Consider the following 14708-nt stretch of genomic DNA (forward strand, 5'->3'; position numbering starts at 1 on the left):
CACCGCGCGGCGAGGCCAGAGTGGGATCGGGCGCCCCTTGGGATCAGAAGGTCCCGCCGTTCCAGCCGAAGAGGTGCCGCTGCGGCGCGGCGAATTCGATGTAGATGCGTCCGGCCGGGATGCCCAGCCTCTCGCCGAGCAGGCCGCAGAGCGTGCTTGAGAAATCGGCCGACTTGGACTCGGGCAATCCCAGGCTCTTAAGCTCGAGATAGGCAGTCGGCGCGTCGCTGCCGGCGAACAGCATGTCGCGGCCGTCCTCGAGCAGGATCATTACATAGGACTCGGGCTTGCCGAGCATCTCGGCGACGGTTCGGGATGCCTTGGCGAGGAAGTCGCCGCGGTCGGCATCCGAGACCTGGGCGTTGGTGGTGATCCGGAGCGTGGGCATCTTGGCGTCTCCATGGGGTTGCGGATGGGCCGGATGATAATCCCAGCGTCGGGAATGTGAGCCGCGAAGCGGCAATCAGGAAGGCTAGACAAACCTAGGCGTAGGGTGGACAAGCACAGCGCAGTCCACCAACGCCAATGCAGGCGCGGGGCTCGGTGGACTTCGCTTAGGCTCGTCCACCCTACGACGCTCGTCCGCCCTACCTGCTAGGCCATGTCTTCTGCGCGCAGGGACTTGGAGATCTCGCGTGCGGCGTAGACGACCAGGAAGCCCCAGAGGACCTTGTTGACGATGTCGCCGACGTTGACGGTGAACTCGCGCAGCACCACACCGACGCCGGAGTCGAACACCATGGCGTAGAAGAAGCCGGCCGGGAAGATCGCCCAGCCGATCAGGAAGAAGAAGAACATGTAGATGAGGGCGTCACGCTGGGCCGGGATCAGCTCCTCGCTCGGCAGGCGGCGCAGGACCTGGAAGATGGAGAAGGTCATGTACATCCAGAGCATGCCGCTGATGGTGAACCATGTCAGGGCGGTCAAGCTGACGCCGTCGCCGGCCAGGGTCGAGCGCTCGCCGAGATAGCCGGTCGAGATCATGGCGGCATCGATCAGGATGAGTTTCACGGCGAAGGCCGCGCCGACGCGCTCGATGCCCATGAGCAGCGGAAACATGACGATGAGCATGGCAGTGGTCGCCAGCCAGTAGCCGTAGCGCACGATGAGCGGCAGCTCGCCAATGGCTGCGGCCATCTCGTTCACGCCCGCGGCGCCTGCGGCGATCGGCTGCAGCCGCGTGAAGAAGTAGAGGTGCAGCACGCTGGAGGCGGCGCAGACAATGATGTTCAGCAGCGCCAGCAGACGCAGCCGTCCGTTCAGCTTGGGGGCCTGAATCACGAAATAGACCACGGCGAGGATGGCCGCCAGGCCGCAGGCCAGAAAGGAGAAGTAAGTCAGATTGAAAAGCGTCGTCATGGCATCGGTTCCCGATCAGAGCCCAAAGTCAGTCGCGTGATTCCGTCAGCCGCGGCGGATGCGTATGGCGAACCAGGTCCCGTCGACACCGTCGCCCGTGACCTCGCCGGCATCCTGGTCGCCCAGCCATTGATAGAGTGGGCGACCGTCATAGCTCCACTGCCGGGAGCCGCTCTCGCGCTGGACGAGGGCGAAAAGACCATTGGCAGACGCCATGGCGCCGGCCAGATAGGGCCGCCAGAGATTGGCGCAGCTCGGATCGCAGGGGGTTGCTCCACGCGGCTGCGGAAAAGCCACGTAGAGCGTGCGACCTTCGGCGTCCGCAAGCACGGGCCCGAATCGCCCCTCTTCCACCCTGAAGCTGCCGGAAGCGGCCTCGATCGCCTCGGGCTCGGCAACGGGATAGCGCTCCGGATCGACCGCCGCATGGGCGACAGCTGCCTCGGCTTTCGCCGGCTCGGCCTGTTTTGCGGTCGCCGCCTCCGCAGCTTTCGCCTTGGCTGGTGTCTTGGCGGTCGGCGCCTTAGGCTGCGCGGTCCGATAGCCGGGCGCCTGATAGCCGTAGGGCGCATAGCCCCCGTAGAAGCTGGGCTGTGGGTAGTAGTAATAGCCTTGAGCCGGCTGCTGCTTCGCCTGCTCGGCCTGGGCGGCCGACGCGAATGACAGGGCCAGCAGGGTCGTGATCAGGATACGCATCTTTCTGTCCATTCAAGACACCTGCTCGAGTGCCTGTTGAAGAAAATCCAGGACGTCGTCTTCCCGGTATGGCTTGACGAAATATTCGTCGACACCGGCCTGCAAGGCCTGGCGCCTGTGCTTCTCGGTGGAGCGGGAGGTGATCATGGCGATGGGCAGGCTGGCGGTCTCGGGCTTGGAGCGCAGGTGCGCGGTCAGCTCGAGGCCATTCATCTGCGGCATCTCCATGTCGACCAGCAGGACGTCCACGGCGTCGCGCGTCAGCGTCTGGATCGCCTCCATCCCATCGCGCGCGGTCAGGGGACGGAAGCCGCCGTCTTCGGCGAGGCGCGAGAGCAGGCGCCGCATGGAGAGAGAGTCGTCGACGATGAGCACGGTCGGCGGCCTGACCTCCTCGCCCGCATCCTGTGCGGCCAAATGCGAGAGGTCGGCACCCGAGGCCACGCGAATCAGCGCGCGCAGCTCCACGATGGGCACGACGCGGCCGTCGCCGAGGATGGAGGCCGAGAGAAGCCCAGGAATGCGCGGCACCAGCGGGCTGAGCCGCATCACGACCAGCTCGCGACCTTCCAGCAGGGCGTCGACCATGACCGCCTGCTCGCCGACCTCGGTATTCATCAGCAGAACGACCTGCCGACGGCAATCCGGATCGCGCCCCGGCAGCCCCATGAGCTTGTTGAGCTGGGTGAGTGGGAAGCGGCCTTCCTCATGCTCGAAGATCCAGCCGTCACGGGTCTCCTCGACGCTGCCCTCGTCCGAGAGGACCGCCAGCCGCACCTCGTTCGCGGGGATGGCGAGCAGCTGCTCGTTGCACTGCACCAGCAGGCAATAGAGCGCCAGCATGGACGCTGGCATCCTGGCGGTGAAGCGGTAGCCTTGGCCAGGCTCGGTGTCCAGCTCAAGGGTGCCGTTCAACGATCGAATGGTGCTCGCGACCACATCCATGCCGACACCACGCCCGGAGATCTGGGTCACTTGGTCGCGCGTCGAGAAGCCGGCGCGCATGGTCAGCATCGCCAGCTCCTGATCCGTGAGGTCGGCGCCGTCGTCGATCAGGCCCTTGTCGATCGCCTTGGCCCGAATGCGCTCGAGGCTCAAGCCCCGCCCGTCATCGCTGAGGGTCACTTCCACCTGATCGCCGAGCTGCTTGAAGCAGACCTCCATGCGGCCCTGTCGCGGCTTGCCCGCCGCCTCGCGCTCCTCGGGCGACTCGATGCCGTGATCGACCGCGTTGCGGACCATGTGCATCATGGCCGGCATGAGCCGATCGAGTAGATCGCCGTCGATCCGAACGTCGCTGCCTTGGACGCGAAGCTCGGCCTGCTTGCCCGTGGTGCGGCAGGTCTGGCGCACGGCACGCTGCAGCCGGGGCACCACGCTGCTGACCGCCACCAGCCGCGTGCCCATGGTGAGCTGGCGCAGCTGCTGACTGAGCTTGACCTGCTGCAGCGACAGCTCGGTCATGGACCTGAGCGTGCCATCCAATGTCTGTGTCAGCTCGCGCACGTCGCTCACGCCTTCGTTGAGGCGACGCGTGTTGATGTACATCTCGTTGTACTGCTCGAGCTCGATGGGGTCGAACCGCTCCTCGAGCTCCGCCGAGCTGTGCTGTCCGCCGCGGGTCCCCAGACCGCGCAGGTCGACCAGCTTTTCGAGCTCGGCGATGTGCAGCAGATTGCGGCGATCCAGCTCGCTGGCCTCGCGCAGGGTACGCTGGGCCCGACCGAGCTGCTCCTCGGATTGGGAGAGGGCCATGGAGAGCTCACCGACGAGACGCAGCAGCTCCTCGACCGTGCGTGCAGGTACCTGGAGATAGGCCTCGTCCTGGTCGGTCTCGCTTGCGGGCGCTGTCTGAGCGGCCGGCTCGGCGGCGACCTCAGGTGCGCGGTCCGCTCCCGGCTCGGCCTCTGTCTCCGGCGGAGTCTCGACCGGCGTGATCTCGACCGCTGGCGCGGCATCGGCAAGCGCCGCCTTGCCTTCGCGATCGATGCGATTGGCCCAGTCGAGGACCTCCTGCATGATTGCCTGGAAGGCGTCCGGGTCATAGGCCTCGACGCCGTTGAGCACGTCGAACATGATGGCCAGCCCATCGGCGCCCGCGGCCAGACTATCCCCGAGGCTGGGGCCGGGCTTAAGCTCTTCGTCGGTCAGGAATTCGAGCAGGTCCTCCAGGTGGTGGCCGAGCACCGCAATGGCGCGCACGCCGCAGACGTTGGCCGAGCCCTTGATGGTGTGCGCCAAGCGCTGCGCGTGCCGCAGATCATCCTCGCCACCGGCGCCGTCGATCACCTTCTGCAGCACGATCGCGAGCTGGTTGGTGAGGTCCGGCCCTTCGCGACGGAAGCTCGCGACCACTGCCGCATCGATGTCCTCGGCAAGGTCGAGCGCGAGATCCTCCGCCTCGATCTGCTCGGGGCGCAGAGGCCCCTTCTCCGTCTCCAGTGAGAGCGGCTCGCGGAAGAGTCCGGCTACCAGCTCCGCCGCGTCTCCCTGCGTGGTCGGCTCGGTCCAATGAGGCAGCGCCAGGAGCTCGACGAGTGCTTCACGGGTGAGCTCCGCGAGGGGATCGAACAAGTATGCCTGGACACGCTCTGGGAGCTGCCTTAGCGCTTCGACATGCGCCTGCGCCCAGGCCGTCTCGGCGGGCATGGCAGCGATCTTGTAGCCGAGACTGGCGCAGACACTCGAGAAGGCGAGGAAGCCGGCCTGAGACGAGGCATCGGCCAGACACACCAGGATCTCCTGAGCGGCGAGCGCGGCGTCGTGGCGGCACTCCGGCTCACCGGTGTGGGCAATGTCCTCGATACGGGCGGCGAGCTCATCGCCCATCTCCTCGACCGCGGAGGCGAGGATGGCGAGCAGCTCGACGGCCTCCTCGCTGAGATCCTCGGAGGCCGCACCCGCGTCCACGCCGGGCTCGGCCGCCGGCCCGGACAGGTCCGAGGCGGGGGCTTCCTCGAGCAGCGTCGCGGTGACGGCCTCTTGGTCGGCTTCGGACTCAGCGACCGAAGCCACGTCAGCCTCGACTTCCGGCTCCGGCTCGGGCTCCGGCTCGGGCTCGGGCTCGGGCTCGGGCTCGGGCTCGGGCTCGGGCTCGGGCTCGGGCTCGGCAGCAGTCTGAACGACTGAGGCCTCGTCGGCAGCCGCATCGGCAGCATCCTGCAGCTCCAGCCAAAGGGCGGCCGCCTCCGGGCTCAGCGGCGCCTCCAAGGTCTCTGAGGTCGCCAGCTCGAGCAAGGCCTCGATGACCTCGACGTCGTCGGGCGCCTCGAAATGGGCCTCGAGCAGCGCCAGCAGCTCGAGCATATGCACGGCTGCCTCGGCATTGCCATTCTCGGCCTGCTCAGGCAGACCGGCGACCGCCATGTCGATCGATCCGAGCAGCTCGACGACATGCTCGCCCTGCGCCTCCAGCAGCGGCCACAGCTCCGCCAGAGTCTCGGCAAAGTCGTTCGCCGCCTCCAGGCGGTCGTCGCTGGGCGCGGAGCAATCCCCCGCAAGCTCGACAGCCTGCTGCAGAGCGGGAACCGCGCTTGAAAAGACCTCGGCGATCGCGCCGGAGCTCATGACGGCTGTGCTCCTAGGCTTCGCTCAAGGCTTGGGTCTTGGACGGGGCGGGGGCCGGGGCCGGCAGACGGAAGAGCGCAATGGCCTCGAGCAGACTCTTGGAGTCGTCTACGAGCTTGTTGGTCTCGTCGGTCTGGTGATCGAGCTGATCCGTGGTCTCCACGGTGCTGGCGCGCATGGAGTCGACGCGCTCCATGAGGGCGCGGTTGGCCTCCACCTGGGCCTGAGCGCGGCCGTCGATCTGGCGTACCGCCTCGGCGAGGTTGGCGGTCGTCTGCTGGGTCGCCAGCATCAGCTCGCCGGCGCTCTCGATGGTGCGGGACTCGGTGCCCACGGCCTCGGTCGCCTCGTTGACGGTCTGGATGCTGTCCTGGGTCTCCACCTGGATGTTGGCGATCAGGGTCTCGATCTGACTGGTGGCGCTCCGCGAGCTGTCCGCCAGACGCTGGACCTCCTGCGCGACCACGGCGAAGCCGCGCCCGGCCTCGCCGGCCGTGGCGGCCTGCATGGCGGCGTTGATGGCGAGCACGTGGGTCCGCTCGGAGAAGCTGTTGATGATGTCGACGATGCCGCTGATCTCCTGCGAGCGCTCGCCAAGGCGTTTGATGCGCTTGCCGGTCTCCTGGATAGTGCTGCGGATCTTCGACATCCCCTCGACGGCGTCCTTCACCGAGGCCAGGGCCTGGTCCGTGGACTCGGAGGCATGCTCGGCGGATTCGTTGCAGAAGCGCGCCAGCTCGGCGATGCCGTTGATGGCGTCGACCGCCTCGGCGAGGTCGTTCGCCGCCTGCTCGATGACCTCGCGCTCGGTTGCGGCCACCTCGACGACCCGCGTGCCCTGGGCCTGGACCTGAGTCGCCGCCGTCCGGACGTGCTCGGCGATCTCGCGGACCTTGACCAGGACGCGGGCGCTCTCGGAGGTGATCTGGTTGAGTGCGTCGCGCAGGGGACCCGTGATGTCTTCTTTGACCGGCACCCGGATGGTCAGGTCACGCTTCATACTGATGTCGGCGCCGACCTGCAGCATCTCGATGATGGATTCGTTGAGCTGGTCGTTCTGGCGCTCGAGGAAGTCGATGCCCTGGTTGAAGGCCAGCACGGTGCGGCCCAGCTCGTCGTCGGCGCCCGGGGCCAGCCGCGCGGAGAAGTCGCGGCGCTTTTCCATGCCGTGCAGGGCGTCGCGAATGCGCTCGGCCGGGCTCAGGATGAAGCGCTTGGAGAGCTGCCCGATCGACAGATAGATGACGGCGCCGATCAGCAGCGCGCTGAGGATGAGCAGGGCGATGACCAGCGCCATAGTGATCTCGCGCTGATCGCCGCCGCTGGCCAGAGCCTCGGAGAGACGCGCCTCGAGATAGGCGACCGCCGCCGGCTCGAAGCCTTGGGTCAGCCCGACCACGACCTTGCCGATCTGCTGGCCGTCGCGCTCGATCGGAAACTCGCGGAAGCTGCCTTCGATGGCGTCCGACTCACCCAGGAGGCTCGCGCCGTCGTTGTCTTGGATGTCGACCGCCGCGATCTCCGGGTCCTGCTCGGTCAGTGCGACCAGCGAGGCGAGCCGGGCGTCCGCGCCCGGATCCTCGACCCGGCCAGCAATGTCGGCGAGCAGCGCGCCGGCCGTCTCGATCGAATGGATGGTCTTCTGCTGCAGCAGGCTGGCAACCTCACCCTCGGAGCCGGCACTGAGGCTTTGGGCGACCTGATCGCGCTCCTCGGAGAGGCCGTAGAGTCCCCAGAGGATGGCGCCTGAGACGAGCGCGAAGACCATGAGCACCAGGGCGGTGGTCGCAATGGTGAGCTTGGCTGAGATGGTGAGATCGGTCAGTTTCATGTGAAGTCCTTCAACGAGATAGCGCTGGCCAACGAGAGAGCGCCGGCTTGGGGCATCGCTGATTGATCGCGTTTCCTGTCCGGGTCATGGCGTAACCCCGTCTCTTCAGGTACCTGAGGCCCTTGAAAATCGAGCGGCTCGATGCTCGCGCTCTCGAGTCGCGGGCTGATCGCATGCCCGGAAGGCACGGGATCAGCGTCCGTTCAGAGCAGACTGGCGCGCTGAGCGAGCAGGCCCAGCAGGCCGCCGAGGTCGAGCTGGATGTAAGTCCTGCCTTCCAGGCTCAGGCCGAGGCAGACAAGCTCATCCGGCAAATTGGGTAAAGCGACCAGTGGCTCGGGGGCCAGGTCCGCCGGCACCGTGATCACGGTGATCTCATCGATCCGCAGACAGGCTCGTGCGTCGCGGGGTCCCAAGATGAGGAAGAGCCCGCCTGCGGCGACCCCCTCGAAGAGCATGCTCAGGTCGTAGACAGGGACCAGCTCGCCGCGAAAGTTCGCCAGCCCCGGGCACCAAGGCTTGGTGAAGGGCAGCTTGGCGCTGGCCATGACGGGCGAGACCTCCGCCGGAAGATCCATGGGGATCAGGAGCCAGCGCTCCCCGATCCTGAAGGCATGGGCAATGGCCGCCGCCTGCTCGCCATCCTCGCCCTCGAGCGGCTGTGACAGCCAGCGCAGGCCGGCGGGATGCGCGAGCCGCGAAGCAGCTTGGCTGGCCGGGACGAGACTCATGCGGCTGCCCCACCCCCGCCCGCGAGCTCATCGACGTGCTTGAGCACCGCCTCGGGCGTACAGGGCTTGACGACATAGGCCTTCGCGCCCTGGAGCTGAGCCCACATCTTGTCCGCCTTCTGGTTCTTGCTGCTGACGACCACCACAGGAATGGCCGATGTCTCTGGGTCCTCTTTGAGCGTGCGGGTGGCGTGGTAGCCGTCGACATCGTCCATCACGATGTCCATGAAGATGAGATCGGGACGCTCACGCTTCGCGGCCTCAACGCCCTCGCGCCCGGAAGCTGCCGCCACCACGACATGACCCGCCTTGACCAGCATGTCTCTCAGGAAGTCGCGCTCGGTCGCGGAATCGTCGACGATGAGTAGCTTAGCCATGGAATTCGGTACCTCTTGGGCGTGCGTCTCAGATACGCGCGTTACAGATAACGCTGCAGCGTATCGTTCAGACTGTCGATCGTGAGTGGCTTGGTGAGATAGGCGTCGGCAGAGGCGAGCGTCCCACGCAGCTTGTCGATGCGGGATGTCTTGCCGGTCAGCATCACGACAGGTGCGCGCACCCGAATGTCCTTCTTCAGATGGCGGGAGACGTCATAGCCGCTGATGCCCGGCAGCATGACGTCCAGAAAAATGAGGTCATAGGACTGCTCGCGCGCCCTGGTCAGCGCCTCTTCGCCGGTCACCGCGAAGTCCACGGCATAGCCCTTCTTCGCCAGGCGCATCTCCATCATCTTGCGCACGGACTCGCTGTCGTCGACGACAAGAATGCGCTTTGTGTAAGAAGGCGGCGCTTCTTGGGCGCTCTGGGTGACATGCGCCTCCTCGCCGCGCAGCGGCATCGACATGTCATCGTGGATCGCAAGCTCGGGCGCGAACTGATAAACCTCGGTCACCAGGGCGTCCAGGGTCTTGAGGATGCGATTGGCGAGGATGGGCCGCTTGAAGAAGACGTTGACCACGCCCGCGAACTCGTCCGCGAGCTTGTCGGCGGCACCGATACGAACCACCGGGATGACGTGCCCCGAGAATTGGGCGCGCAGATCCGCCCAGACTTGCGAGCCCGCGGACAAGTCTTCGTTCACGGCGAAGAAATCCGGACGCCGCCGGCCAGGCTCCCAGAAGAGATAACGCCGAGGACGGACCTTCGACAGCATGAAGGCCCTGTTCAAGGCCTTCTCGTCGGACTCCGGAAAGCCGCAAAGGGCAATGGAGAACTCTCTACTTTCGGCCGCAGCCATGTGTCACCCCCACGTTGAAATCCGTTTCGAAGACAGACCCGGACTTCATCCTGACTCCAGGGACAACACCGATCGGTGCGCGCTCGAAGCCCCACCGACCGCCACAATACGCCAAACGACTATTCGAAACGCTCACGACCCATCACCACACAGCGGCAAAGACTTGGCTCGGCATGCGCCCCATCGGCTCCCGGCGACCCTGACGGCATTGGAGAGCAGGAGGCCACCTGGATGCTAAGCACCTGACGAGCGGGGCAAGCGACCTAGCCAGAACAATACGATGGTTATTCTTGAATCCTTCTATCGGGGAGCTTCCCCCGGAGCCTAGCCACACAGCAGCAGGGCTCTAGCGCACTCGACGGCATGACTTCCGGGACGCTCGACCGCTCCGCACGCTTGGTTGCGATTCCGTTACAGATTTAATCAGGCCCTCGAGCAGGGGGCTTTGAGCTCTGTCACAGGATCCCGCGAATTATTACGCAAATAGGAAGACGTTACGAAGACGATTTATCAGATCCATCCCGTCCATGAAATGAACGGAAAATCCAGAAAACGCAAGATGAGATAATAGCCTAGCCAAGCGCAGGCAAGACAGACATCAAGGGTCGCGAGTGCGTAAATCTATGGATAACACAGGGCTGAAACGTGTATCTCAGCCCTTTTTTGATGGGACGTCGGCGCGGGAGAGGTTGATGGAGCCTACGGAGGCAGGGCAAGAGAGCAGAGCTGCCCGATAGGGGATCGAGCGAGAAGCGCCTGCGCAGCTGATGGCATGGCCGGACACCATTGCGGCATCCGAGCTAGCGGGAGGCACTGACGGGGAGCAGTGGCGTGCATACCGACCGGTAGACGCGGCGCCCGTCAAGAGCGGCGAAGACGAGCCCGCGGCCGGCGCCGCGGCGTCTGCGGGCTCGCGCCTCAGCTGGCCTGCGCCAAGACAATTGCAGGCTCGGCCGTGCCAATGGATTCCGGATAGGCATCGGTCCAGCGCAGCAGCTCCAAGCGACCGTCATGATGCTCGACCAAGGCCGTGCAGCTCTCGACCCAGTCGCCGCAGTTGCAGTAGGTCACACCTTGGATGTCGCGCATCTCGGCGTGATGGATGTGGCCACAGATCATGCCGTCCAGATCCCGATGCTGCGCCTCGGTCGCGACGGCCCGCTCATAGTTGCCGATGTAGCTGACCGCGTTCTTGACCTTGTGCTTGAGGTACCCGGCCAAGGACCAGTATTTCATGCCGAAGCGCGCGCGCACGCGGCTGAGAGAGGCATTGAGCGCAAGCAGGTGGTCATAGGCGCGCGACCCCAGCTTGGCGAGCCAAAGGCTGTGCTGGACGACGCCGTCGAACTTGTCGCCATGCAGCACCAGGAAGCGGCGCCCGTCGGCGGTGTGATGGACGATCTCGTCCTTGACGACGACCTCGCCGAAGCTGGCGTCGAGATGATCGCGGAAGAGCCCGTCGTGATTTCCGGGGATGTAGATGACTTCGGTCCCCTGCCTGGCCTTCTCGAAGATCTCGCGCACGATTCGATTGTGCGCCTCCGGCCAGTAGACGCCGTTCTTCATGGCCCAAAGGTCGATGATGTCGCCGACCAGATAGAGCTGCTTGCACTGCGTCGACTGCAGAAAGTCGAGCACGAACTGCGCCTGACAGCCCCGAAACCCCAAGTGAATGTCCGACAGAAAGATGCTGCGGTACTTCAAGGGGTGCATGCGTTTGATTTCGGACATCGCAACAGCCTGTCTCCGATAAAGTTCGCGAAATGGTCGCGGAACTTGGTTACGGGGCCATTGAGAGCAGGTGAAGATGCGATGAAAGCGACTGTTCGCACAGGTTTTTTTGACGAACACATGACACCGGACGAACAGAGGCGCGGCCGCCGCACCGGCTCCCACTCGGAGAGGACGCGCTCTATACTGTGCGTTTGCCCGCGAGCGGGCCGTTCAACCCAAGATTCGGAGCGAAACGATGGCGCAGAGCGCAGTCAAGAAAGTGGTCCTGGCCTACTCGGGCGGGCTGGATACCTCTGTCATCCTCAAATGGCTGCAGGAGGAGTACGGCTGCGAGGTCGTGACCTTCACGGCAGACATTGGCCAGGGCGAGGAGCTGGAGCCGGCCCGCGCCAAGGCCCAAGCCGCCGGGGTCAAGGAGATCTACATCGACGACCTGCGCGAGGAGTTCGTGCGCGACTTCGTCTTCCCCATGTTTCGCGCCAACGCCATCTACGAGGGCGAGTACCTGCTGGGCACCTCGATCGCGCGTCCGCTGATCGCCAAGCGCCTGATCGAGATCGCCGCCGAGACGGGCGCAGACGCCATCTCGCACGGCGCCACGGGCAAGGGCAACGACCAGGTCCGCTTCGAGCTGGGCGCCTACGCCCTGAATCCGGAGATCAAGATCATCGCCCCCTGGCGCGAGTGGGACCTGCTCTCGCGCGAGAAGCTGATGGCCTACGCCGAGAAGCACGGCATCGCGGTCGAGATGAAGCGCGACGGCACCAAGTCGCCCTACTCCATGGACGCCAACCTGCTGCACATCTCCTACGAGGGCTACGACCTAGAAGACCCCTGGGTCGAGCCCGGCGAGGACATGTGGCGCTGGAGCGTCTCGCCCGAGCAGGCGCCGGACACCCCGAGGACGCTCGAGCTGACCTATGAGAAGGGCGACATCGTCGCCATCGACGGCAAGGCGATGTCGCCGGCCGAGGTGCTCGCCGAGCTCAACCGCATCGGTGGAGAGAACGGCATCGGCCGCGCCGATATCGTCGAGAACCGCTATGTCGGCATGAAGTCCCGCGGCTGCTACGAGACACCCGGCGGCACCATCATGCTCAAGGCCCATCGTGCCATCGAGTCCCTGACGCTCGACCGCGAGGCGGCACACCTCAAGGACGAGCTGATGCCCCGCTACGCCAGCCTCATCTACAACGGCTATTGGTTCTCGCCCGAGCGCGAGATGCTCCAGGCCGCCATCGACAAGACCCAGACAGTCGTCAACGGCGTCGTGCGCCTCAAGCTCTATAAAGGCAATGTCATGGTGGCGGGACGCAAGTCGGAGACCAACAGCCTCTTCGATAGCTCCATCGCGACCTTCGAGGAAGACGCGGGGGCTTACGACCAGAAGGACGCGACCGGCTTCATCCGTCTGAATGCGCTGCGCCTGCGCGTTCAGGGGCGGATGAAGCAGTAGCCGCCAGCCGCCAGCCGCCAGCCGCCAGCCGCCAGCGAGCGTAGGCCGGGGCTGGCGGCTCAGGAGGCGGGAGGCAGAAGCCGAAGCAGGGCGCCGTCCGGCTCATCTGTGAGGATATAGAGGAGGCCATCAGGCCCCTGCCGCACGTCCCGCACGCGCTTGCCGATGGTCAGCTTGTCCTCCCCCACGACCGCATGACCGTCGAGCTGGATACGGCGGATCTGGCGAAACTTCAGCGCGCCGCTGAAGAGGTTTCCGGTCCAGCCTGGGTAGCGGCTCCCTGTGTAGAGGGCGAGACCGCTGGGGGCCTTGGACGGTGTCCAGACCAGCTTGGGGTCGACCATCCCCGGGCGGCTGGTCTCATCTGAGATCTCGGGCCCCCAGTACTCCATGCTGTAGGTCACCTCGGGCCAGCCGTAGTTCTGCCCGGCGACGATGCGGTTCAGCTCGTCGCCGCCGCGCGCGCCGTGCTCGTTGGCCCAGACGTCGCCGGTCCTCGGGTCCAGCGCCAAGCCCTGGATGTTGCGATGGCCGTAGCTGTAGATCTCAGGACGCGCCCCGGCCTCATGGACGAAGGGATTGTCGTCCGGCACGCTGCCGTCGTCTCTCAGCCGGATGATCTTGCCGAAGAGCGTCTCGAGACTTTGCGCCTGTTTGCGGATGTGCTCGCCCTGAAAGGAGACCGGCGGATTGCCGCCGTCGCCGATGCTCATCAGCAGCGTCTTGTCGGCTAGCCACAGCAAGCGGGAGCCGAAATGCTGACCGCCCGACTTGGCGTCCGGATTGCGGAAGATGACCTCCAGGTCCTCGAGCCGACCCTTACCGAGCCGCGCACGGGCGAGCCTGGTGCGATTGGCGTCCTTAGTACCGGCCGCGTAGGTCAGATAGATCAGCCGGTTCTGCTCGAAATCGGGATGCACGGCGACATCCAGCAGACCGCCCTGTCCATCGCCGAGGACTTCGGGCACCCCGGCGATCGGCTCGGGGTCCAGCACCGCGTCGCGCATGATCCGCAGCCGTCCGGGACGCTCGGTAATCAAGGCCGAGCCGTCCGGCAGCCAGGCGATAGACCAGGGATGCTCGAGCCCTGAGACGACGGTCTCGGTGCGCCAGCCCTTGACCTCAGGGACGTCCCCGCTCGGCTCGACGGGGCCGTCCGTCGGCGCGCAGTTGGCCAGCGGAATCCACAGCAGCAGCGGCAAAACCATCGAGCGATCGAGCTTCATGCGACCCTCCCGGATTGATGTCTATTGCCCAGCGTCAGCTGCCGTGCTCGGCAGCTCGGATGGCGCCTCGCCCTGTGCCCTCATCTGCTCGAAGGGGTCTGGCCCCTGGCGCTCGCGGCCGGCGTCGCTGAGCCGCTTCAGATAATCCTGCCAAAACGGCTGCCAGGCGCGACCGAGCCGGTAGAGATAGGGCCAATCGTAGAGGCCCGAATTGTGGCCGTCGTCGAAGAAGATCTTGACCGCGTAGTGACCGATCTGCTGGAGATCCGTGATTCCAACACCCTCCTTGCCGAACTGCAGCTTCGCCGTCGCCGGTGAATGCCCGCGCACTTCCGCCGACGGCGAATAGACCCGCAGATACTCGCAGGGCAGGCGGAAACGCGCCCCGTCGTCGAAGGCGATCTCGAGGACGCGGGATTTCTGATGAAGCTGGATCTCGATTGGATTTGGCTGATGGTCCATGGCTGAACGGCTGACCCTGAGCGGAATGGGTGATGAGGTGCATGTTGGCGGCTAGCTGCGGACGCCGCTATGACAATCAAGCCTGGGGGGCCAATGGATTATCGGCACCGGCATCTGTGGACTTCGCGCTCGAGACTGTGAGAGTAATCCAAGCGCACCGCGAAGATCGCAGATTGGTGTAGGTTGGGTCGACGCAGGGGGGCCAACAATCAAAGCGTTAGGCTAGCCGCCATGTTGGGCTTCGTACCTCAGCCCAACCTACGCAGGATTTCTTCACAGTCTCGCTCGCTCGTCCACCCTAACCCGGCAAAGCCGGAACCAAAGAGGGGCGGATCGTCTATCGTTTGAGTAAGCCCGCACACGGGAGTCAGACGATGAACCCCTTTGTTGAACAGCATCACGATGAGAT

Annotated in this window: 12 protein-coding genes; 1 reads left to right on the forward strand and 11 read right to left on the reverse strand. The window is 65.3% G+C overall.

All coding sequences use genetic code 11. From position 1 onward, the window contains the following. Positions 1-43: 43 nt before the first annotated feature. The 9 genes from G3446_RS20225 to G3446_RS20270 form a co-directional block, all read right to left on the reverse strand. On the reverse strand, positions 44-388 hold the full coding sequence (locus G3446_RS20225) for a phenylpyruvate tautomerase MIF-related protein (RefSeq protein ID WP_164454714.1): 345 nt from the start codon (positions 386-388) through the stop codon (positions 44-46). Between the two features lie 206 nt (positions 389-594). After that, a complete protein-coding gene (locus tag G3446_RS20230) occupies positions 595-1359 on the reverse strand; it encodes a bacteriorhodopsin (protein ID WP_164454715.1) in 765 nt (254 codons plus the stop codon). 45 nt (positions 1360-1404) lie between these two features. Beyond that, entirely contained in the window at positions 1405-2055 is a 651-nt protein-coding gene (locus G3446_RS20235) for a COG4315 family predicted lipoprotein (protein ID WP_164454716.1), read from the reverse strand. 12 nt (positions 2056-2067) lie between these two features. Further along, positions 2068-5622 (reverse strand): hybrid sensor histidine kinase/response regulator, encoded by a 3555-nt coding sequence (locus tag G3446_RS20240; RefSeq protein ID WP_209262531.1) that lies wholly within the window; start codon positions 5620-5622, stop codon positions 2068-2070. A 13-nt stretch (positions 5623-5635) separates the two neighbouring features. Next, entirely contained in the window at positions 5636-7453 is a 1818-nt protein-coding gene (locus G3446_RS20250) for a methyl-accepting chemotaxis protein (RefSeq protein ID WP_164454719.1), read from the reverse strand. A gap of 203 nt (positions 7454-7656) precedes the next feature. Continuing rightward, entirely contained in the window at positions 7657-8184 is a 528-nt protein-coding gene (locus G3446_RS20255) for a chemotaxis protein CheW (protein WP_164454720.1), read from the reverse strand. Next, positions 8181-8561, reverse strand: coding sequence for a response regulator (locus G3446_RS20260; protein ID WP_164454721.1), 381 nt, complete (start codon positions 8559-8561; stop codon positions 8181-8183). The genes G3446_RS20255 and G3446_RS20260 overlap by 4 nt, the downstream gene beginning before the upstream one ends. Before the next feature lie 41 nt (positions 8562-8602). After that, positions 8603-9421, reverse strand: coding sequence for a response regulator (locus G3446_RS20265; RefSeq protein ID WP_164454722.1), 819 nt, complete (start codon positions 9419-9421; stop codon positions 8603-8605). Between the two features lie 918 nt (positions 9422-10339). Further along, the gene (locus tag G3446_RS20270; protein WP_164454723.1) at positions 10340-11152 is read right to left on the reverse strand and encodes a UDP-2,3-diacylglucosamine diphosphatase; all 813 of its coding nucleotides are present in this window, start codon (positions 11150-11152) and stop codon (positions 10340-10342) included. Positions 11153-11390: 238 nt separating this feature from the next. On the opposite strand from G3446_RS20270, the gene G3446_RS20275 reads away from it, so the two are divergent. Continuing rightward, entirely contained in the window at positions 11391-12611 is a 1221-nt protein-coding gene (locus G3446_RS20275; RefSeq protein ID WP_164454724.1) for an argininosuccinate synthase, read from the forward strand. Positions 12612-12670: 59 nt separating this feature from the next. Here the strand turns inward: G3446_RS20275 and G3446_RS20280 are convergent, their stop codons facing one another. Both G3446_RS20280 and G3446_RS20285 read right to left on the reverse strand, forming a co-directional pair. Continuing rightward, positions 12671-13837 (reverse strand): PQQ-dependent sugar dehydrogenase, encoded by a 1167-nt coding sequence (locus G3446_RS20280; RefSeq protein ID WP_164454725.1) that lies wholly within the window; start codon positions 13835-13837, stop codon positions 12671-12673. A gap of 21 nt (positions 13838-13858) precedes the next feature. Next, the gene (locus G3446_RS20285; protein WP_164454726.1) at positions 13859-14299 is read right to left on the reverse strand and encodes a gamma-butyrobetaine hydroxylase family protein; all 441 of its coding nucleotides are present in this window, start codon (positions 14297-14299) and stop codon (positions 13859-13861) included. Positions 14300-14708: the final 409 nt, after the last annotated feature.

This window comes from Thiorhodococcus minor, from assembly GCF_010820565.1.
GTDB classification, from domain to species: Bacteria; Pseudomonadota; Gammaproteobacteria; order Chromatiales; family Chromatiaceae; genus Thiorhodococcus; species Thiorhodococcus minor.